This window comes from Ruegeria sp. CDSC042, from assembly GCF_059610745.1.
Map to the genome: position 1 here is coordinate 1,067,825 of NZ_JBXWOF010000001.1, position 20,180 is coordinate 1,088,004.

General features: G+C 57.2%; 22 protein-coding genes. 9 read left to right on the forward strand and 13 right to left on the reverse strand.

What is annotated here, in order from left to right; all coding sequences use genetic code 11:
- Window positions 1–6: 6 nt before the first annotated feature.
- Window positions 7–612 carry an inner membrane-spanning protein YciB gene (locus AC2FHX_RS05330; RefSeq protein WP_142634562.1) on the forward strand — a complete coding sequence of 202 codons (606 nt, stop codon included), beginning with the start codon at window positions 7–9 and terminating at the stop codon, window positions 610–612.
- 142 nt (window positions 613–754) lie between these two features.
- Window positions 755–1,423 carry a Crp/Fnr family transcriptional regulator gene (locus tag AC2FHX_RS05335; RefSeq protein ID WP_142634564.1) on the forward strand — a complete coding sequence of 223 codons (669 nt, stop codon included), beginning with the start codon at window positions 755–757 and terminating at the stop codon, window positions 1,421–1,423.
- Between the two features lie 215 nt (window positions 1,424–1,638).
- On the opposite strand, the gene AC2FHX_RS05340 is transcribed toward AC2FHX_RS05335, so the two are convergent.
- The 7 genes from AC2FHX_RS05340 to rpiA all read right to left on the reverse strand — a co-directional run bounded on the left by AC2FHX_RS05340 (window position 1,639) and on the right by rpiA (window position 8,313).
- Complete coding sequence (locus tag AC2FHX_RS05340) at window positions 1,639–3,129, reverse strand: Do family serine endopeptidase (protein ID WP_496690773.1); 1,491 nt, start codon at window positions 3,127–3,129, stop codon at window positions 1,639–1,641.
- A gap of 130 nt (window positions 3,130–3,259) precedes the next feature.
- Complete coding sequence (locus AC2FHX_RS05345; RefSeq protein ID WP_496695008.1) at window positions 3,260–3,454, reverse strand: DUF2065 domain-containing protein; 195 nt, start codon at window positions 3,452–3,454, stop codon at window positions 3,260–3,262.
- Window positions 3,454–4,350: a protease modulator HflC gene (gene hflC / locus AC2FHX_RS05350; RefSeq protein WP_496700039.1), complete on the reverse strand. Its 897-nt coding sequence runs from the start codon at window positions 4,348–4,350 to the stop codon at window positions 3,454–3,456. The genes AC2FHX_RS05345 and hflC overlap by 1 nt, the downstream gene beginning before the upstream one ends.
- Complete coding sequence (gene hflK / locus AC2FHX_RS05355; protein ID WP_271946353.1) at window positions 4,350–5,492, reverse strand: FtsH protease activity modulator HflK; 1,143 nt, start codon at window positions 5,490–5,492, stop codon at window positions 4,350–4,352. The genes hflC and hflK overlap by 1 nt, the downstream gene beginning before the upstream one ends.
- Before the next feature lie 72 nt (window positions 5,493–5,564).
- A complete protein-coding gene (gene gor, locus AC2FHX_RS05360; protein WP_496690776.1) occupies window positions 5,565–6,923 on the reverse strand; it encodes a glutathione-disulfide reductase in 1,359 nt (452 codons plus the stop codon).
- Window positions 6,924–6,984: 61 nt separating this feature from the next.
- On the reverse strand, window positions 6,985–7,521 hold the full coding sequence (locus AC2FHX_RS05365; RefSeq protein ID WP_496700037.1) for a hypothetical protein: 537 nt from the start codon (window positions 7,519–7,521) through the stop codon (window positions 6,985–6,987).
- A gap of 3 nt (window positions 7,522–7,524) precedes the next feature.
- Window positions 7,525–8,313: a ribose-5-phosphate isomerase RpiA gene (gene rpiA / locus AC2FHX_RS05370; protein WP_271946345.1), complete on the reverse strand. Its 789-nt coding sequence runs from the start codon at window positions 8,311–8,313 to the stop codon at window positions 7,525–7,527.
- A 167-nt stretch (window positions 8,314–8,480) separates the two neighbouring features.
- On the opposite strand from rpiA, the gene AC2FHX_RS05375 reads away from it, so the two are divergent.
- From AC2FHX_RS05375 to AC2FHX_RS05390, 4 genes are read left to right on the forward strand one after another with little or no spacing between them, the layout of a single operon-like run.
- Entirely contained in the window at window positions 8,481–9,182 is a 702-nt protein-coding gene (locus AC2FHX_RS05375; RefSeq protein ID WP_142634580.1) for a glutathione S-transferase family protein, read from the forward strand.
- A 1-nt stretch (window position 9,183) separates the two neighbouring features.
- A complete protein-coding gene (locus AC2FHX_RS05380; RefSeq protein WP_496678195.1) occupies window positions 9,184–10,557 on the forward strand; it encodes an L-serine ammonia-lyase in 1,374 nt (457 codons plus the stop codon).
- 19 nt (window positions 10,558–10,576) lie between these two features.
- Window positions 10,577–10,993 (forward strand): GFA family protein, encoded by a 417-nt coding sequence (locus AC2FHX_RS05385; protein WP_496693317.1) that lies wholly within the window; start codon window positions 10,577–10,579, stop codon window positions 10,991–10,993.
- A gap of 42 nt (window positions 10,994–11,035) precedes the next feature.
- Complete coding sequence (locus tag AC2FHX_RS05390) at window positions 11,036–11,950, forward strand: DMT family transporter (RefSeq protein WP_496690780.1); 915 nt, start codon at window positions 11,036–11,038, stop codon at window positions 11,948–11,950.
- Here AC2FHX_RS05390 and AC2FHX_RS05395 read toward each other — a convergent pair.
- Entirely contained in the window at window positions 11,895–12,590 is a 696-nt protein-coding gene (locus AC2FHX_RS05395; RefSeq protein ID WP_496690781.1) for a thiamine diphosphokinase, read from the reverse strand. The genes AC2FHX_RS05390 and AC2FHX_RS05395 overlap by 56 nt on opposite strands.
- 134 nt (window positions 12,591–12,724) lie before the next feature.
- On the opposite strand from AC2FHX_RS05395, the gene AC2FHX_RS05400 reads away from it, so the two are divergent.
- A complete protein-coding gene (locus tag AC2FHX_RS05400) occupies window positions 12,725–14,320 on the forward strand; it encodes a hypothetical protein (RefSeq protein WP_496700034.1) in 1,596 nt (531 codons plus the stop codon).
- Between the two features lie 113 nt (window positions 14,321–14,433).
- Here AC2FHX_RS05400 and AC2FHX_RS05405 read toward each other — a convergent pair whose 3' ends face one another.
- The 5 genes from AC2FHX_RS05405 to nthA form a co-directional block, all read right to left on the reverse strand.
- Complete coding sequence (locus AC2FHX_RS05405) at window positions 14,434–14,676, reverse strand: DUF2842 domain-containing protein (protein WP_142634590.1); 243 nt, start codon at window positions 14,674–14,676, stop codon at window positions 14,434–14,436.
- On the reverse strand, window positions 14,676–15,971 hold the full coding sequence (locus AC2FHX_RS05410) for an adenylosuccinate synthase (protein ID WP_496700032.1): 1,296 nt from the start codon (window positions 15,969–15,971) through the stop codon (window positions 14,676–14,678). The genes AC2FHX_RS05405 and AC2FHX_RS05410 overlap by 1 nt, the downstream gene beginning before the upstream one ends.
- A gap of 216 nt (window positions 15,972–16,187) precedes the next feature.
- A complete protein-coding gene (locus tag AC2FHX_RS05415; RefSeq protein ID WP_496700031.1) occupies window positions 16,188–16,523 on the reverse strand; it encodes a nitrile hydratase accessory protein in 336 nt (111 codons plus the stop codon).
- On the reverse strand, window positions 16,516–17,196 hold the full coding sequence (nthB, locus tag AC2FHX_RS05420; RefSeq protein ID WP_496700029.1) for a nitrile hydratase subunit beta: 681 nt from the start codon (window positions 17,194–17,196) through the stop codon (window positions 16,516–16,518). Before nthB ends, AC2FHX_RS05415 begins: the two co-directional genes overlap by 8 nt.
- On the reverse strand, window positions 17,193–17,807 hold the full coding sequence (nthA, locus tag AC2FHX_RS05425) for a nitrile hydratase subunit alpha (RefSeq protein WP_496700027.1): 615 nt from the start codon (window positions 17,805–17,807) through the stop codon (window positions 17,193–17,195). Before nthA ends, nthB begins: the two co-directional genes overlap by 4 nt.
- 151 nt (window positions 17,808–17,958) lie before the next feature.
- Between nthA and secG the strand changes: the two genes are divergently transcribed.
- Window positions 17,959–18,324 (forward strand): preprotein translocase subunit SecG, encoded by a 366-nt coding sequence (secG, locus tag AC2FHX_RS05430; protein WP_142634600.1) that lies wholly within the window; start codon window positions 17,959–17,961, stop codon window positions 18,322–18,324.
- A gap of 161 nt (window positions 18,325–18,485) precedes the next feature.
- Complete coding sequence (gene pyrG, locus AC2FHX_RS05435) at window positions 18,486–20,129, forward strand: CTP synthase (RefSeq protein WP_496700025.1); 1,644 nt, start codon at window positions 18,486–18,488, stop codon at window positions 20,127–20,129.
- Window positions 20,130–20,180 lie beyond the last annotated feature (51 nt).

Here is a 20,180-nt window from a genome sequence, read left to right on the forward strand (position 1 = left end):
AAAGACATGACAGGCAAGACCGACATAAATCCATTTCTGAAACAGGTGCTGGAACTGGGTCCTCCGCTGGCCTTTTTCTTCATCTACCTGCGCTTGCGCGATGACAGCTTTATGATCGGCGGCATCGAGTATTCCGGCTTTATCATTGCCACGATCATTTTTGTGCCGCTGATGCTGGGGGCAATGGGCATCTTGTGGTACCTGACCGGCAAGCTAAGCCGGATGCAGATATTTACAGCTTTCATGGTCATTTTCTTCGGCGGCCTGACCGCCTGGTTCAATGACGAGCGGTTCTTCAAGATGAAAACCACGCTTGTTTATGGCCTGTTTGCTCTGATCCTGGGGATCGGGCTGCTGCAAAAGAAATCCTATCTTGCCTATGTTCTGGACGAGATGCTGCCCATGAAACACGAAGGCTGGATGATCCTGACCCGTCGTCTGTGTGCGTGTTTTGCTGTTCTGGCCGTCGCAAATGAATTCGTGTGGCGCACGATGTCGACCGACCTGTGGGTCAAGATTGAGACCTTCGGATTCCCCATTGCCCTTATGGCGTTCCTCATGCTGCAGTTCAGCCTGTTGCAAAGCTATATGGATGATCCCGATCATCAATGACGGCTAAATCCTCAACCGCCCTTCGGATGACTTTTCCGTGAAGCGCGGGAGGCCATAAAACCTAACAAAATCCTTGGCTAAACGCTTGGGCTATGAAAAGTTGTGTCACCACTCACCTTTTCCCGCCGGAGCACCACACCAAATGACGGCTTTCCCAAATAGTGGCTTTCTATCCGAAGCTTCAGACCGGCTGAGATCAATGCTCTCGGCACAGGCGACAGAGATTTCTCTCGAACCTGGTGATATCCTTTTCGAACAAGGGGATGAAGGGGATGCCCTCTATGCCATTCTTGCCGGCACGCTAGAGGTGTCCTTCTTGGCGATGAGCGGTCGAAAACTCTCGTTGACATTGATGAAGCCTGGCGAGGTCTTTGGTGAAATCGGCTTGTTCGACAATGGCCCCCGCACCGCAACCGTGGCCGCGGCCGAGGCCTCTCGGGTGCTGCGTGTGCGTAGGTCCGATGTCATGAACCAGATCCGCCAACATCCTGACCTTGCAGTGGATATGATCCGACTGGCCGGTTTGCGCATGCGGTGGATGGGGTCGCAACTGAATGAACAGGTCTTTTTGCCGATGCCTATCCGGCTTGCGCGCAAACTGCTGCATCTGTCCAACCTTCAAGACGATCCAACCACTCGCATTACCCTGTCCCAAAGCGAGCTGGCCGAATTCGTTGGTGCCACGCGCGAAGCTGTCTCAAAGACAATTTCAACCTGGAAACGCGACAAGGTTGTCGAAGCTTCGCGGGGCGGCCTGATGATCCATGATTTTGAGGCACTGCGGGAACTGGCGGATTCCGACCTCATTTGACCTGTTGTGACCTGCTTCACATACGACGGATCGCATTAAGATTACGTTAGGAACTGTTACCGTAGGAGGTCAGAGAATCATCCCCGATATCTGTCCACTGACCTCTCCCTGTACCAGAGCCATACGCCTTCCCCGGCGTGTGGCTCATCTTTTTTCAGCACAGAAAAAAGGCCAGAGCAGGTGCCCTGGCCTTTCTGTTTGTTCAACCTAAGAGATCATTCTTCAAGGCTCAGCGCGACAAAGCGTGGATCTCCACCGCGCCGCACCAAAAGCAGCAGTGACTTCCGCCCGGCCGTCCGGGCTTCTTCCATCCGGTCCTCGAGATCAGAAATCGCAGTGACCTTCTGCTGGCCAGCCTCGGTGATCAGATCACCGGCGCGCAAACCCTTGGCATAGGCTTCTGACGCCTCGTCCACTTCGGTCACAACCAGCCCCTCGGTATCCGGCTCCAGCCCCAGATCAGCACGCAGGGCTTCAGTCACGGGCGATATCGTCAGCCCCAGAATATCGGCATTTTCCTCAACCGGGGCTTCTTCGGCCTCACCCTCTTCGCTTTCGGCCCGCTCGGCATCTTCGCGGCGGCCCAGAGTCACAAGCACTGTCTGCGTGCTGCCATCCCGATGCACCACCACACGGACCGACTTGCCAACCGTTGTCTCACCAACCTGACGTACCAATCCACGGGTGTCATCGACCTCGACACCATCAAAGCTGAGGATCACATCGCCCGCCAACAGGCCTGCCTCTTTGGCCGGGCCCTCGGGTACATCGCTGATCAGCGCACCACCCGGCTTGTCCAGGCCCATCGCCTCGGCCATATCCTCGGTCACGTCCTGAATGCGGACACCCAGCCAACCGCGGCGGGTCTCGCCGAACTCGCGCAGTTGGTCGACAACCTTGACCACCACATTCGAGGCCATCGAGAAGCCAATCCCGATCGAACCGCCATTCGGCGACAGGATCGCCGTATTCACGCCGATCACCTCGCCATCCATATTGAACAGCGGCCCGCCCGAGTTCCCCCGGTTAATCGCAGCATCGGTCTGGATATAGTCGTCATAAGATCCGCTGAGCGCGCGGTTCCGCGCCGAGACGATTCCCGCCGAAACCGAAAACCCTTGCCCCAGCGGGTTGCCCATCGCAATCACCCAGTCGCCAACGCGCGCAATGTCACTATCACCGAACTTGACATATTTCAGCGGCCCGGTGGCTTCGACCTTCAAAAGCGCGATATCGGTTTTTTCATCCGTACCGATCACTTTCGCAGGCAGTTCTTTCTTCGGTTGACCGTCGCCCGGGAAGAATTCGACCAGTATCTCATCAGCCTCGGCAATAACGTGGTTGTTGGTAACGATGAAACCATCCTCGGATATCACAAACCCCGAGCCCAGCGAATTGCTGCGGCGCGGGCGGTTGTCATCTTCCCCGTTACGGTCTTGAAACTCGCGAAAGAAATCTTCGAACGGAGAGCCCTCGGGAACGATCCCCTGCGGGCCGGTCTGTCCCTCGATCAGTGTCGAAGTGGTGATGTTGACCACCGCTGGGCTGATCTTATCGGCCAGCGGAGCCAGGCTTTCGCCCCGCGCCTGTGCGGCCACTGACTGCGCCAATACAAGCAGCATCCCGGCAAAGGCCAGCCACATCAACCGCATGAAACCAACAACGTCGTCCCGCCGGACGGATATACTGCGCGCTTGTGACTGCACGTGGGAACTCCTTGTCGTCAACACTATCTGGATCACCCGCAGGCGGCCCTTCTTGATATCCAATGTAGCTGGTTTGTCCTTGCCCGCAACTGAGGATCGCGGGGAAATCACCATGAAGTGTAGCCGTTGTTCAAAACCCGACCTGATATGCACCCCATAGCAACACGAGACCTCCCACCACACATAACAATCCTGCAAGCCGACGTGCCTGCTCTGGCATCGACCGCAACGCCTCTAGCATACGTTCAATAAGCGAAGGGGCCAGCGCATAGGCCAGCCCCTCGACAATCAACACCAGCCCAAAGGCCAGAAGGATCATACCCATTATTCAGACGCCTGCCCCGCCGATTGGCCCCGGCCGGTGGGTGATTTGAGATAGTTGAAGAACTCGGAATCCGGGCTCAATACCATCGAGCTGTTACCGCCCTGCAAAGCATTCTGATAGGCGGTCAGCGAACGATAGAATTCGAAGAATTCAGGGTCCGCACCGTAAGCCTCGGCAAAGATCGCATTGCGTTCGGCGTCAGCCTCACCGCGAATGATCTCAGCCTCACGCCGCGCATCCGACACCAGTTCGACAACGGTCCTGTCGGCCTGGGCACGTACGCGCTGTGCCGCCTCATTACCACGGGCACGTTCGTCTGTAGCTTCCCGCTCCCGCTCGGCCTTCATCCGGTCAAACGTCGCTTCGAGGTTGGCCTGCGGCAGATCGGTCGCTTTCAGACGCACGTCAATGACGGTCACACCCAGCGCAAGTGCCTCGGCAATCGCACTATTGCGGATACGCAGCATCAGTGCAGCCCGGTCCGAGCTCAAAATGTCACGGGACGAAACTGAACCCAGAACTTCGCGGGTTTCAGCGCGCAGGATGCGGTCCAGACGATCCTCGGCAACCGGGATACCACCGACACCAACCGCCTGGCGGAACTGGTTCAGATCGGAAATCCGGTACCGTGCGAAGGCATCGACTACCAGACGACGATCATCCAACGGCGTCACTTCTAGCGGTTGAACGTCGATGGACAGGATACGGTCGTCATAACGGACAACTTCCTGAATAAGTGGAATTTTGAACGCCAGACCAGGCTCTTCCTTAACCGCGACCACACGGCCGAATTGCAGAACCAATGCGCGCTGGCGTTCGTCCACGATAAAGATCGATGACAGCGCAACAACGCCGAGGATCACCACAAGGATGAGGATAATGGGTGACTTACGCATCAGTTGCTCTCCCCGGATTGATTGCGGCGCAGTTCGTTCAGCGGCAGATACGGCACAATGCCCTGTCCCTGACCGGCCGAGTTTTCGTCCAGTATGATCTTGTCGACATCACCCAGAATCTGCTCCATCCGCTCCAGATACAAACGTTTGCGCGTTACATCCGGCGCTTTGGAGTATTCTTCCAGAACCGCGCTAAAGCGGCTGGCTTCACCTTGAGCGCTGTTGATCTGCTGGGCGCGATATCCTTCGGCCTCTTCCACAACTTGCGCGGCTTCACCACGTGCTTCGGCCAGTACCTTATTAGCATAGGCGTCGGCGACGTTCTGCAGACGGTCACGTTCTTGTGCGGCGGCCTGAACGTCGCGGAAGGCCGCGATTACGTCCTGTGGCGGGTCGGCTTTGTCAAAGTTGACACGCACAATGTTCACGCCGGAATCATAGCTGTCCATCGTCGACTGAATCAATTCCTGCAAGCGATCAGCGATCACACCCCGATCTCGGTTCAGGATCGGTGCCAGCTCGCTTTGTGCAATGATCTCGCGCATGGCCGATTCCGACACGGCGCGGATCGTCTGGCGCGGGTCGCGCAAATTGAACAGATACTTGGCCGGGTCATTGATGTTCCAGACCACCTGATAGTCGATATCGACAACATTTTCGTCGCCTGTCAGCATCAAGCCATCATCGCTACCACGGGCTCCGCCCATGTCTTCGTTCTGCTCGCGGGTCACAGGAATGACCTCGGCAGTTACAAACGGCCAAGGCGCAAAGTTCAGACCGGGATTTCCAACGTTTGAAAATTCACCCAAAAACAGCTCTACCGACTGTTCTTCCGGCTTTACCGTATAAAAGCTGGCGGCACCCCAAAGGACTGCACCCACCACCAACCCAATGGCAATAGTCCCTTTGGTAAAGATGGGACCACCCCCGCCACCGCCCGAACCATTGCTGCCACGGCCGCCACCGCCGCCGCCCATCAGGACGCGCAGCTGTTCCTGGCCTTTTTTCATCAGCTCGTCGATCTCGGGAATCTGCGGGCCCTCGTTTTCAGGGGGCTTGCGCCCGTCCCCGTTATCACCCCGATTTCCTCCGCCGCCAGAAGAGCCTCCGCCCCCCCAGGGGCCGCCGCTGTTGCCCGCCATTTGTATCTATTCCCTTGTGTTGAACCGTGTGATCACGGGTTCCCTTGTAACTTGTGTGCGCGCGGTTGCAAATCAAGCCGTACGCACAGGATGACGCATTGTTACCAGTTCTTCCGCCATGACCGGATGAACTGCAACGGTGCGGTCGAAATCTTCCTTGGTTGCGCCCATTTTGACGGCAATGCCAGCCAGTTGAATCATCTCTCCGGCGCCCGGCGCCACGATGTGACAGCCCAACACCTTACGCGTGGCCTGAGAGACGATCAGTTTCATCAAAACCCGCTGCGTGCCACCTGCGAATGCCTTTTGCATCGGCTTGAACGAGGTTGCATAGATCTCGACCGGCTCTTGGGCTGCAGCGTCTTCTTCGCTCAACCCGACCGTGCCGAATTCCGGCTGCGTGAAAATCGCAGTTGGAATCAGGTCGTGATCCACAGGTGTCGGGTTGCCTTTGAACACGGTTTCGACAAAAGCCATCCCCTCGCGGATCGCAACCGGGGTTAGGTTAACCCGGTCCGTCACATCCCCAATGGCATAGATCGAGGGCACGCCTGTCTGGCTGTAATCATCCACGATGATCTCACCCTTGCGGCCGCGTTCAACGCCGATGGCCTCAAGCCCCAGATTGTCGGCATTGGGCGCGCGACCAGTGGCATACATGACCACGTCAAACAGCTGTTCCGTGCCATTGGTGGCCTTTACGCGAATCTTGTCACCGTCTTTGGCCATCTCAAGCACATTGGTGCCCAGATGCAGATCAATCCCGTTCTGGCACATCTCTTCGCTGATCAGACCGCGCGCTTCTTCGTCAAAACCCCGAAGGATTTGCGCACCGCGGTAGAACTGGGTGGTTTTCACGCCCATGCCGTTCATGATTCCTGCAAACTCGCTGGCGATATAACCGCCACCAACGATCAGGATGCTTTCGGGCAGTTTTTCCAGATGGAAAATCTCGTTCGAGGTGATCGCCAGGTCCGAGCCCGGAAACTCGGGTACAACAGGGCGTCCGCCTGTGGCGACCAGAATATGCTTGGCCGTCATGCGGGTGCCATCGGCCAGCTCGACGGTATGTGCGTCCACCACGTGTGCACGCTGATCAAAGCTTTCGACGCCGTTGTTTTTCAGGATGTTGCGATAGATGCCTTCCAGCCGGTCCAGCTCGGCATGGAGTTTGCCGCGAAAGAAATCCCAGTCAAATGCACCGGGTTTGACGTCCCAGCCATAGGCCTGCGCATCTTCGACCATGCCAGAGAATTCGCTGGCAAATACCATCAGCTTTTTGGGGACACATCCGCGGATCACACAGGTCCCGCCATAGCGATCCTCTTCCGCCAGTGCCACTTTGGCCCCGTTTTCGCCAGCTGCCACACGCGCCGCCCGGACCCCGCCCGAGCCGCCTCCGATGACGAAAAGATCATAGTCAAAGCTCATTTACAGTGCCTCTTTCAGTTTTCTGACAACGCTATCGAGCCATCATCAATGATGTACCCGGTCACTCATGACGGCCCAGACTGGACCACTGGGACAGTTGATCTTGCCAGGACGCATACAGATTTGGTCGATAATGCTCAATCGTCTCTACGAAACACTCAGATATGGGTTTCGGCATGGATTGCAACGGAAGGGGTAAACACTCATGCCCGCCATCTGACTTGTTGAAGCTAACAAAAAAAATAGGGCGTCGTTTTTGCTCGGTTTCGTCGAACGCATCAATGTAGCGTACATCAGGCCAAACAATGTCTTGGATCATTCCTCTACGCGTGCGGAGCTTCGATCCACCAGAGTCCACTAGGGCCACAAGCGACGGCACCTTGAGTGAACCTAGATAGTTCATGAACAACACGACGGAAGTAAGGACAACGAGCACCAATGTGAAAAGCGTGCCACCTGTCCACCCCGCGGAAACAAAACCCCACGCCGCCACCACAGCCGCAATCCCGATCTTGATCAGGTTGCGTCTAAGCGTCCTGGCTCGCGCAGCCAAATCTGCTTCGGTTTCGCGGTATTCAGCAACCGGAGAGGTGCTCATTCCTTAATCCGCCAAATCCGTGAACAGGTTGTCTTTGCCGCCATCGAACAACTCGTCCAGTTCCACCGTTCCCTCGTTGATGTCGCGCAGTTCGACCCGGCCATCTCCATAACCGATCACGACCTTGTCGCAAATGTCGATGAACAACCCGTTCTCGACCACGCCGGGTACCTGGTTCAGCACCAGCGCCATCTGCCTTGGGTTTCCGATCCGTTGCAAATGCAGGTCCAGCACGTGATTGCCTTCATCCGTGACAAACGGCGCTTCTCCGTTCATGCGAAGCGCCGAGCGGGTACCGAGAACATCCATGGTATCCAGCACCTCTTCGATCAGGGTGCGTGTGGTCTGCCAGCCAAAGGGGATCACCTCGACCGGCAATGGGAAGGCACCCAGAGTCTCGACCTCTTTGCCGGCATCGGCGATGACCACCATCTGGTCGCTGGCCGTGGCTACGATCTTTTCCTGCAGGTGCGCGCCGCCGCCGCCCTTGATCAGATTAAGCTCTCTGTCGAATTCGTCCGCACCGTCGATGGTGATGTCCAGCCATCCCGCCTGATCCAGGGAAACAACCTCAATGCCCAGTTCGCGGGCCAGTTGGGCCGTCCGGGTCGATGTCGGAACACCCTTGATCGCCAGACCTTCTTCTCTGACCCGTTCCCCCAGCCGACGCACCATCCATGCAGCGGTCGATCCGGTTCCCAGGCCGACTCGCATCCCATTCTGCACCATGTCAGCCGCACGGCGTGCTGCGACGTATTTTGCAGTGTCGATGGGCGACAGATCACCGGCCATTTCAGCATCCCCCTAATTTGCTGCGGAACTTATACGGAATGCCTACGACAACTGCGAGAGAGAATTGTCCGGATCGGTAGACCAACATGTCGCGAAACTACGCGTTTCCTATGGGAAACGTCGCAATCAGGTCTGTTGAAAACATACGTGAGGTATACATAGTTCGCATGAACACGCCTTACCGCCTGCACTATGCCCCGGACAATGCTTCGCTGGTCATCCGGCTGGCGCTGGAAGAGATGTGCCTGCCCTATGAAACGGTTCTGGTAGACCGCCGCCAAAGCGCACAGGACAGCCCGGAATATCGCGCGCTGAACCCCAATGGGCTGATCCCGGTATTGGAAACACCACAGGGGCCGATCTTCGAAACCGCTGCTATCTTGTTGTGGCTGGCGGATACGCATGGCCGGCTGGCCCCTACCCCCATGGACAGCAACCGCGCCGCGTTTCTGAAGTGGCTGTTCTTTGCCTCCAATACGCTGCACGCTGATCTGCGAATTCTGTTTTATGCCGAAAAATATATAGACGCAGCGCAGGTCAATCCTTTGCGCGCCGGTATCCGCCCTCGTTTGCGCCAGCACTTGCGCCTTCTTGACGATGTTGCGAAAAGCGCGCCTTCCTGGCTGAGCCCGGACATACCATCGGTCCTGAGTTATTATCTGGCCTGTCAGATGCGCTGGATGGCGCTCTATCCTGCGAAGGCTGATCGCAGCTGGTTTCAGATTGCTGACACGCCGCATCTGCAGCGAATGCTGATGCAGTTGGAGACGCGCCCCGCCACACGCGCCGCAATCGCGGCCGAGGGTTTAGGGGTTACACCCTTTACCTCACCAACCTATGCTAACCCACCGGAAGGCTTTGCTACCTGATATGTTTCTGTCTGTCTTCGATATGTTCAAAGTGGGCATTGGCCCGTCCTCGTCCCATACGATGGGACCAATGGTTGCTGCCGCGCGGTTTTTGGACATGATGCGCGCCTCTCCGTTCGAATTTTCAGGGCTGCGCGGGTCGTTGCACGGGTCGCTGGCCTTTACCGGTGTCGGCCACGCAACCGATCGCGCCACGATCCTGGGCCTGGCCGGATTTGTGCCCGACACATATGATCACGAACGGGCCGAGGCCGCACTGGCTGGCATAAGTGAGACCCACAGCGTGACCCCCGAAGGATTGCCCACGCTGCAGTTCGATCCCAAGGCCGATCTGGTTTTCGACTATGAAAACAATCTGCCGGGCCATGCTAACGGTATGGTCCTGATGGCCACGGACGCACAGGGCGACGTGATCCTGCGGCAGGTCTATTACTCGATCGGTGGCGGCTTTGTTCTGACCGAGGAAGAACTGGCCCAAGGCAAGGCAACAGATGAAGGCGCACCGGTGCCCTTTCCTTTCAAATCGGCGGTCGAGATGTTGGACATGGCCAAAACCAGCGGCAAAAGCATCGCCGAGATGAAGCGCGCCAACGAGATCGCGCGCGGCTGTGCAGACAGTTTTGCCAAAGGCACTGCGCGCCTCTGGCAGGTCATGAATGACTGTATCGAGCGCGGTCTGACCACTGACGGTATTCTGCCAGGCGGTTTGAACGTGCGCCGTCGCGCCAAAGGCATCCATGACGCGTTGATGGCCGAGCGTGGCATGAACCTGAACGCGCCCCACACGATCAACGACTGGATGAGCGTTTACGCCATGGCCGTAAACGAAGAAAACGCAGCTGGCGGTCAGGTGGTGACCGCCCCCACCAATGGTGCTGCCGGGGTTCTTCCAGCGGTAATGCGCTATTATCTGGACCATGTACCCGGTGCTTCAGAGAACCACATCGAAGATTTCATGCTAACTGCGGCCGCTATTGGCGGGCTGGTCAAATACAACGCCTCGATCTCGGGCGCCGAGGCCGGGTGTCAGGCTGAAGTCGGCAGCGCCGCAGCCATGGCTGCAGCCGGGCTGTGCGCGGTTATGGGCGGCACGCCGGAACAGGTGGAAAATGCCGCTGAGATCGCGCTCGAGCATCATCTGGGCATGACCTGTGATCCTGTCGCCGGGCTGGTTCAAGTACCCTGTATCGAACGCAACGGGCTGGGTGCGATCAAGGCGGTGTCGGCAGCCTCTTTGGCCCTGCGTGGAGATGGTCACCATTTCGTACCACTGGACGCCGTCATCGAAACCATGCGTCAGACAGGGCATGACATGCATGAAAAATACAAGGAAACGTCATTGGGCGGTTTGGCGGTGAACGTGCCGAATTGCTGAGGCAACGCGGGGAAGCGAAATGGAAGGCCATTGTCTTTGCGGTAAGGTTTCATTTCGGGTGGACTCGCCCGTTCTGTCCTGTGTGATCTGCCACTGCGACAGTTGCCGCAGACAATGCGCGGCCCCGATGACAGCTTATTTCGGGGTCCGCGACGGACAGTTGACCTGGACCGGCCAGGCACCAAAGACATTCGCATCCTCACCCGGCGTAGAACGCAGCTTTTGTCCTGATTGCGGCTCGCCGATCTCATTCCGGTCTGCGTCCATGTCCGGCATAATGCACCTCTACGTGGCCCTTCTGAAGGACCCCAACCAGTTGCAGCCAACACTGCATGTCGCGCATGAGGAAAAGCTGGACTGGTTGCAAATGGATGACGGGCTGCCGATCTGCATCGGCCCGGACTACACCAAGATGCAGCCTTTGCCTGAAACCTAGCTTTCGCTTTCCCCTGTTCAGCCAAAGCGCTAGCGTCGCTGCATGACACAGGATCGTCCCGTTTTTGGCATCGTGCTGATGCTTGGCTTTTGTGCGCTCGCACCGTTGGGGGACGCGGTCGCCAAATTACTGGGTGAAACCGTGCCGCTTGGAATGCTGGTCTTTGTCCGGTTTGCCATTCAAGCCATGTTGTTGGTTCCGCTGGTCGCCTGGACTGGCAGGCCCTGGCGCATGCAGGGGCGTATATTTCGCCTGGCTGTCATAAGAACCCTGCTGCACATCGTCGGCATCGCCGCGATGTTCTCTGCCCTGCAATACCTGCCGCTGGCCGACGCTGTGGCCATCGCCTTTGTTATGCCGTTTATCATGTTGCTTCTTGGCAAACTGGTACTAAAGGAAGAAGTCGGCAAACGACGCCTGATTGCGTGCCTTGTGGGCTTTGGTGGTACATTGCTTGTCATTCAACCCAGCTTTGCCGAGGTCGGATATGCGGCTTTGCTTCCACTTGTCGTCGCGGTGGTGTTTGCCCTGTTCATGCTCGTGACCCGGCAAATTGCAAAAGCTACAGATCCCATTGCGCTTCAGGCCGTGTCGGGCGTCATAGCTTCTGTCATCCTACTGCCTGCCCTGTTGGTGGGAACACCCGCCGGAATCTGGGAGCTGTCCCTGATTGCTCCGAATTTGGGCGATATCTGGCTTTTGCTTGCAATCGGGCTTCTCGGCACGGTCGCACATCTGTTCATGACCTGGTCGCTGCGATATGCACCCTCTGCAACATTGGCCCCGATGCAGTATCTCGAAATCCCGGTCGCCACGGTGTTTGGCTGGCTGATCTTTCGCGACCTGCCCGACGGTGTCGCCGCTTTGGGCATCTGCATCACCATCGCTGCCGGCCTCTATGTCATTCTGCGTGAGCGGGCCAGCGCCCGGACGGCACCGACAGAAGCGCCTGCATGACCTGATCCAGCATCGCCCTGGGAAACATTACCAAAAGGCCCGGCCCATCCATACGCAATTCAACCGAGCCCAATGCGCGGTTGGACGTTCCGACAGCGCCGTTCGGCTCCATCACCAACCCGTCGATTGGCCATTCAAGGCCGCGGCTTTGCCCTGATACACGCTGCAATGGAAACAATGAGACGACATCTCGAGGCGCCATAGAAACCGAGATTTTAGGGGGTGCGTGAAAGATAATCTCACTTTCGCCAATCAGAATACAGGGCTGATCTTGCCTGCGAACCAAGACGTTGAGTGCTGCTAACTGGTGATCCAGACGCCCCCCGAGAAAACCAACCCCAATCACCAGCGGCGCCTCGATACTGCGCAGGGCCTTGTCGAAATCCGTGCTATTTTGTTCGCCAATTGGAAACAGTCGATCCAGCGGAATCTGATCTTTGTGATCCGGATCGAGCGAATCAAAATCACCGATAACAGCGTCTGGAATGCGCCCAATTTCCAACAAACTTGCCGCCCCACCATCCGCGGCGACGGCCAACTTTGTGCGAATCAACGCCAAATCCAAATCTTCAGGGCCAATTTGACCGCTTCCAACCAGCGTGATTGACTCTTTCGAACGTACAATTCGCGTCTTTTTCATGAGATTGATCATTTTTTCCGGGTTTTGACACATTGAGACCACAAAATGATAGGTTCATGGACAAAGTTCTGAGCCAATAGCTCTGCCCACGACCGGGCTGATGGCTCGTGTAGTTTGTAGAGGACGTACGTCTGATGGTACAGAATAACAAGGTTTTGACAGTTTCCTACGGAACCTTCTCGTGCACTTTGGAAGGATTTGACGATTCTTTTGAAACGATGAAGTCGATTGCCGAATACTTCCGCGACCTTGCAGCGGATGACAGGTATTTTGGGTCCGAACCCCCGCAACCAGACGCCGAAATGCTGACCCGCATTGCTCAGCGAGATGCGACGCGTAAAGTCGAAGCCAGCCAGAGCGAAAACGGATTGCTTCTGCGGGCGCAAGACCGTGCCGCTTCACCGTCCCTTTCTACCGCGCCCATGACCCCGCCCAGTACCCCGAGTGCTCCGGCCTATACCGCTGCCTCCTCACAGTCCGCGCCCATCGCAGAGGCCGAGCCGGTTGAGGGTCGACCCGAACCCGCCGCCGATAGTATCGCCGCAAAGCTGCAACGGATCCGGGCGGTAGTCTCTCATAGCGAAGAAAACTCGGTGATCTACGCCGAGGATGAAGATTCGCCCCTGATGAAATCCGAAACCGGCCCAACTGATGCCGTATCGGCTGCCTTTCAGGCCGGAACTCTGACCCCCACAGATCTGGTCGAATCCCCCGCGGCCGATGCAGAGGTTGAAGAAGCTCAGGAATTTGAGCCCGAACCTCAGATTGACATGCCCCCACCCGCCGCGGAAGAGGCAGAGATCGAAGGCCCGGCCCAAGAGACCCCCGCCGTGCCAGAAATTGATGTCGCACCCATCGTCGACGATGTGACCACTGTCGAGGCAGAAGAGGTTTTGTTTTCGGATCTGAGTGCCGAGACGGACGAAGCCGAGAGCGACGAAATCGACAATATCCTGACAGAAGACATTTCGGCGGACGCAGACGAACCTGAAGAGGTTGCCGGCTATTTGACCGAAGAAGACGAGGAAACTCTGCTTGACGAAATTGCCAGCGTCGAAGCCGTGTTGTCCGCCCGTGCATCCGAGCCTCTGCCTGAGGAACCGAACCTGGACGAGGACGTTTCTCGCCTGATGGAAAAGGCGGTCGAACAGATGGATGATCCCGCGACTGCCACTCAGCGCGAGACATATTCCCGTCTGCGCAATGCAGTGGCCGCAACCAATGCTGATCGTGCAGATGCGCTGAACCGTAATCAGGCTCAGCAGATCAGCCCGCGCCGCCCCGAAAGCAATGTTACAACTGCCCGTCCCAAGGTAGAGCCTGCCGCTCCCCTCAAGCTGGTTGCTGAACAGCGCATCGACAATAAAGACGAGGATGAAATGGGGCCGATTTCTCCGCGCCGTGTAAAATCCAAACCGCTGGGTCTTCCGATCGAGGAAAGCGGCTTTGCGCACTATGCGCAGGAACAGGGCGCACAATCTCTGCCGGACCTGCTGGAAGCTGCGGCATCTTATCTGTCGTTCATCGAAGGACAGGAACAGTTCTCGCGCCCGCAACTGATGAACAAGATCCGTTCTCTCAAGCAGGACGATTTTAATCGCGAGGAAAGCTTGCGCTCATTCGGGCAACTGCTGCGCGATGGCAAGATTGAGAAAGCTGGCGGAGGTCGGTTTGCGGCTTCGGACGAGATAGGGTTCCGCCCTGACGGAGATGAACGCGCCGCAGGCTGAATTCAAACCGAAAAGAAAGAAGGGCCGGAGACCAACTCCGGCCCTTTTTCATTGGGCGATCTTTTGTGGGCAGGCGTATGAACCCGCCGCAGGATGAGCCCGGAATAGGCCGCTCAGTCAGAGGATCCGTTTGGATCTTCTTTTCCGACACCTTTGAAGATGAATTTGAAAGGCAGAGCCCACAAAATGCCGAGCGCTACGTATACCAGAAGTTCCAACCAAATTGGTGGCCGGTCCAACCAGTTTATCACCGTCACCACCGCAACGATATAAGCCGGCAGGCCAATCAGCAGCAGCACCATCGACCAACGACGACGCGCTTTATAGCTCAGGCCATTTTTCTGTTCGCCCGCCATCAGTCAGCAAACGGGTCTGTCACCAAAATGGTGTCATCCCGCTCTGGGCTAGTGGACAGCAATGCAACCGGACATTCGATCAACTCTTCGACCCGACGCACATATTTGATGGCATTTGCAGGCAAGTCCGCCCAACTGCGCGCGCTTTCCGTGGATTCGCTCCAACCAGGCACTTCTTCGTAGATCGGAGTACATCGTGCCTGCTGATCGGCTGCAGTGGGAAGATAATCCAGACGCTTACCGTCAAGGTCATAGGCAACACAGATTTTCAGCGTCTCGAATCCGTCCAGCACGTCCAGCTTGGTCAGCGAAATACCGTTTACGCCGCTAGTGGCACAGGTTTGGCGCACCAGACAGGCATCAAACCAGCCGCAACGCCGCTTGCGCCCGGTGGTGGTACCGAACTCGTGCCCACGCTCACCCAGACGCTGGCCATCCGCATCATCCAATTCGGTTGGAAACGGCCCCTCACCCACACGGGTCGTGTAAGCCTTTACGATGCCAAGGACAAAATCAATCGAGCCGGGCCCGATGCCAACACCGGTCGCCGCCTGACCGGCGATCACGTTGGACGAGGTCACAAACGGATAGGTTCCAAAGTCGATGTCCAGAAGGGCACCCTGCGCGCCTTCAAACAGAATACGTTTACCAGCCTTGCGCTTTTCGTTCAGCACTTTCCAAACGGGTGCTGCGAAAGGCAGAATCTCGGACGCAATTTCCCTCAGCTGAGCAATCAGTGCATCGCGGTCCACGGGTTCGATCCCCAATCCCTTGCGCAGCGGGTCATGGTGCTGCAGCGCGCGATCTACGCGTGCCTCAAGGGTCGCTTCGTCTGCCAGGTCAGCAACCCGCACAGAACGCCGCCCAACCTTATCTTCATATGCGGGGCCGATTCCACGACCGGTGGTGCCGATCTTGGTTCCTTTGCTTGCCGCCTCTTCGCGTGCGCGGTCCAGTTCACCGTGGATGGGCAGGATCAGCGGGGTGTTCTCTGCGATCATCAGCGTTTCGGGCGATATCTCGACTCCCTGCGCCTGGATCGTTGCGATCTCTTTCAGCAGGTGCCAGGGGTCCAGAACAACGCCATTGCCGATGACACTCAGCTTGCCGCCACGTACCACACCGGATGGCAGAGCGTGCAACTTATAGACGGCACCGTCGATTACCAACGTATGACCGGCATTATGCCCGCCTTGAAAACGCGCGATCACATCGGCCCGTTCACTTAGCCAATCGACGATCTTGCCTTTTCCTTCGTCACCCCACTGGGCGCCGACAACAACCACATTGGCCATATCTGGTCCTTTTGCGCTGAGATATCAAACCCGGCTCGTATAGCGATGTGTCAGCGACAGGGAAACCGATAATTCGCCGCAGATCATAACCACAGTGTGCGTGGTGCCTCCGGCGGAGGTATTTTTAGCCAGATGAAGAGAGGGTCCCTTGCTTCATCTGGCTCAAAATACCTCGGGGGAGTCGCGGCTTGCCGCGGCGGGAGCAGCGCCCCCTTTCTAGCCATTCGACAAATGAACGGGTTCACCATGTGGAGTCGTCAGATAGGCCTTCTCCCAATCCAACGAGACTGCAGCGACATCACTTGGGTTCGCGTCACCCATTTCGGCTAAAAAGGCCTCGAGTGTTTCCAGCCAGGCATGGAAATAGTCGTTGCCACCATTCAGCTCTTTGCTCAGACCATGGCGTTTTAGCATCTTCGAAAACCGATCGGCCCATTCCGACCATTCGAATCGTCCCGCTTCATTCAGCGCGACCGTGACCGCAAAGACCTGTGCATGCCAGGGCTCTGCGAATGCCAGCTCGGGTAATGGCTGTGCGTTACACTCACTCATCGGGCACCAGATAGCTTTGCCACAGATCTAATATGACCTCGTCATTTCGGTTCTCGGGATCGGCCCAAAGCTCCGAGGCTGGGAATGCAACCGCATATAATGGTTCAGGTGCCTCTCCCAGACCATGAGCGTTGGAATCCGGCAAAACATGCGCCCCATGCAGGCGTAATATCCGACCGCAAGCGCCAGAAGCGTAAGATGGCAACCTGGTATGACCACCGTTTTTCAGGCGGTTGGCAGCCGGTCGTACTGTACGCACCTTTTGGCCGGGATCAAACTGCACCGCGATATTCGAGGGTCGATCAGCCGGACCGCCTTTGGACAGTGCTCCCTCTACCGCCCCGGCTGTCAGCGCGCGGGAAGCCAAAGGATGTGAAGCATCCGTTCCTTGGCCCAGAAGGTCTTCCAAAGTCAGGACCCCCTGCTCTACCAACAGATCTGCAAGTGCTGACACCCATTTTTCGTAGTAAGAGAATCGTGCATAGTCTTTGGGCGACAGTCGTTCGCGTGCATGGCGCGAGATGTCGATATTCCATTGTCCCAGAAACCCGGCAGCCAATGTCAGTGCCAATGCGCGCCCGTGCCATTCTTCTGGGAAAATCGCTGCATCTTGGGATTCGGGGATCACCGGACCGTTGCCGAACCGTCCTCCCATATCGTGAACGCGGGTCATGACGGCACCCTTGGCAGGCCGGTTCCGATCATACTGTCACGGGTCACAAGCGCGGTCAGGTCGTCTTCGGTCATCCCATCGGTGCCATCGGGGCGCATGGGTAGAACAAGATAGCGTATCTCGGCCGTTGAATCCCAAACCCGCACGGCTGTCTCATCCGCCAGAGAAACTCCGAACTCTGACAAAATTTTACGCGGCTCACGCACGGCCCGCGCACGATAGGCATCCGATTTATACCACCCCGGTGGAATCCCCAACAAAGGCCATGGGTAGCAACTGCAAAGCGTGCAAACGACCATGTTGTGGAGATCAGGGGTATTTTCGACAACAACTATGTGCTCGCCTTGCCGACCGTAAAAGCCAAGCTTTGCCACCTCGGGCGTTGCATCCTTAAGCAGTGCTGCCTTAAAGGCCGGATCAGTCCAGGCTTTGGCAACAACCCGGGCACCGTTCTGCGGGCCAATCTTGTTTTGGTAAGTGTCGATGATCTCATCCAAAGCGGCCGGGTCGATCAAACCCTTGCGGGTCAGAATCGTTTCCAGCGCCTTGACGCGAAGGGCGGGTTCAGGCGGCAATAAGGCGTGCGGATGGTCGGGATCGTCATGTGGCATGGGTCGCAGCCTGCTTTACCATCCCCTTGCCTGTCCAGTCTCTTTGCTGTGATCCCGAAGATCACTTGGCGTGATGGTAACTCGTGACTTGCCCCCGGAACCAAACTTGCATAAGTACCTCGCGATACACGCCACGCTGTACAGGACCACCATGGAAAACGTCGTTCTCATTATCCATCTTCTTCTGGCTTTGGGCCTGATCGCCGTCGTCCTGATGCAGCGGTCCGAAGGCGGCGGCCTTGGCATGGGTGGCGGCGGAGGCGGTGCCATGGCTGGCCGGTCGGCTGCAACAGCATTGGGCAAGGTGACCTGGATTTTAGCCGCGTGCTTTATCGTCACTTCGATCACGCTGACCATTCTGGCGGCACAAAAATCCTCGGGCAGCTCTGTGCTCGACCGGATTGGGACACAGGCACCGGCCGCGACCGAAGAAAGCACACCGGCAATTCCGTCGGCGGATGACCTGTTGCCTCCGGCACAGGGTGACAACGCGCCTTTGATCCCGCAGGCCAACTGACACACAAAACCTAGAAACCGAAAAGAGAACTGCAACAGCATCTTGCGGTTCTCTTGCGCTATTGGCGCGAATCCTTTATACGTGAAGTCCCGTGATGCAGCGGTTTTTCTTGAACCGCCGGGCAGCTGATATTGACGTCTCACGGGGAGCAGCCGAAAAACATGGCGCGTTTTATTTTCATCACTGGTGGTGTGGTTTCATCCTTGGGCAAAGGATTGGCTTCGGCGGCTTTGGGCGCGCTGTTGCAGGCCCGCGGATATTCGGTGCGTCTGCGCAAGCTGGACCCCTATCTGAATGTCGATCCGGGCACCATGTCGCCTTTTGAGCATGGCGAAGTGTTCGTTACAGATGACGGGGCAGAAACCGATCTGGACCTTGGCCATTACGAACGTTTTACCGGCGTCGCCGCGCGCAAAACCGACTCGGTCAGTTCCGGGCGGATTTATTCCAACGTGTTGGAAAAAGAACGCCGCGGCGATTACCTGGGCAAAACCATTCAGGTGATCCCGCACGTCACCAATGAGATCAAGGATTTCATCGCCATAGGCGAGGATGAAGTCGATTTCATGCTGTGCGAGATCGGCGGCACCGTGGGCGATATCGAAGGCCTGCCCTTCTTTGAGGCCATCCGCCAATTCAGCCAGGACAAACCACGCGGCCAATGCCTGTTCATGCACTTGACCCTGCTGCCCTACATCAAAGCCTCGGGCGAATTGAAAACCAAACCAACCCAGCACTCGGTGAAAGAGCTGCGTTCGATCGGTCTCGCCCCCGACATTCTGGTCTGCCGGTCCGAAGGCCCGATCCCGACCAAGGAACGTGAAAAGCTGGCTTTGTTCTGTAACGTCCGCCCCGATAGCGTGATTGCTGCGCAGGACCTCAGCACCATCTACGATGCTCCGCTCGCCTATCACCGCGAGGGACTGGATCAGGCAGTTCTGGACGCGTTCCAGATCAGCCCCGCCCCCAAGCCCGATCTGACCAAATGGGAAGACGTCAGTGATCGCATCCACAACGCCGAGGGCGAAGTGAAGGTCGCCATCGTCGGTAAGTACACCCAGTTGGAAGACGCCTATAAGTCGATTGCCGAGGCGCTGACCCATGGCGGCATGGCCAACCGGGTGCGCGTCAAGGTCGAATGGGTCGATGCCGAGGTGTTCGATACCGAAGACGCCGCCCCGCATCTGGAAGGCTTCCACGCGATCCTCGTGCCCGGCGGATTCGGTGAGCGCGGTACCGAAGGCAAAATCAAGGCTGCGCAATATGCCCGCGAACATAAGGTGCCCTACCTGGGCATCTGCCTGGGCATGCAGATGGCCGTAATTGAGGCCGCGCGAAATGCCGCTGGCATCAAAGAGGCCGGGTCCGAGGAATTCGACCATGAATCCGGTAAAAAGCGGTTCGAACCGGTGGTCTATCACCTGAAAGAATGGGTGCAGGGCAATCACAAGGTCGAACGCAAAATCGGTGATGACAAGGGCGGCACCATGCGCCTGGGCGCCTATGACGCGGTTCTGGCCGAAGGGTCAAAAGTGGCCGAAGTCTATGGCGGTACCGCCATCGAGGAGCGCCACCGCCACCGCTATGAAGTGGACATCAAATACCGCGACAAGCTGGAAAAAGCTGGTCTCAATTTCTCAGGCATGTCCCCCGACGGCCGGTTGCCAGAAATCGTCGAGTGGTCGGATCATCCGTGGTTCATTGGGGTCCAGTACCACCCCGAGCTGAAATCAAAGCCGTTCGACCCGCATCCTTTGTTCCGCGACTTTGTGCGCGCTGCCAAGGACACCTCGCGTCTGGTCTGACACCAGGCACGAAAGCAGATTGTATCGGTCAGCGCGAAAAGACTGTACGCG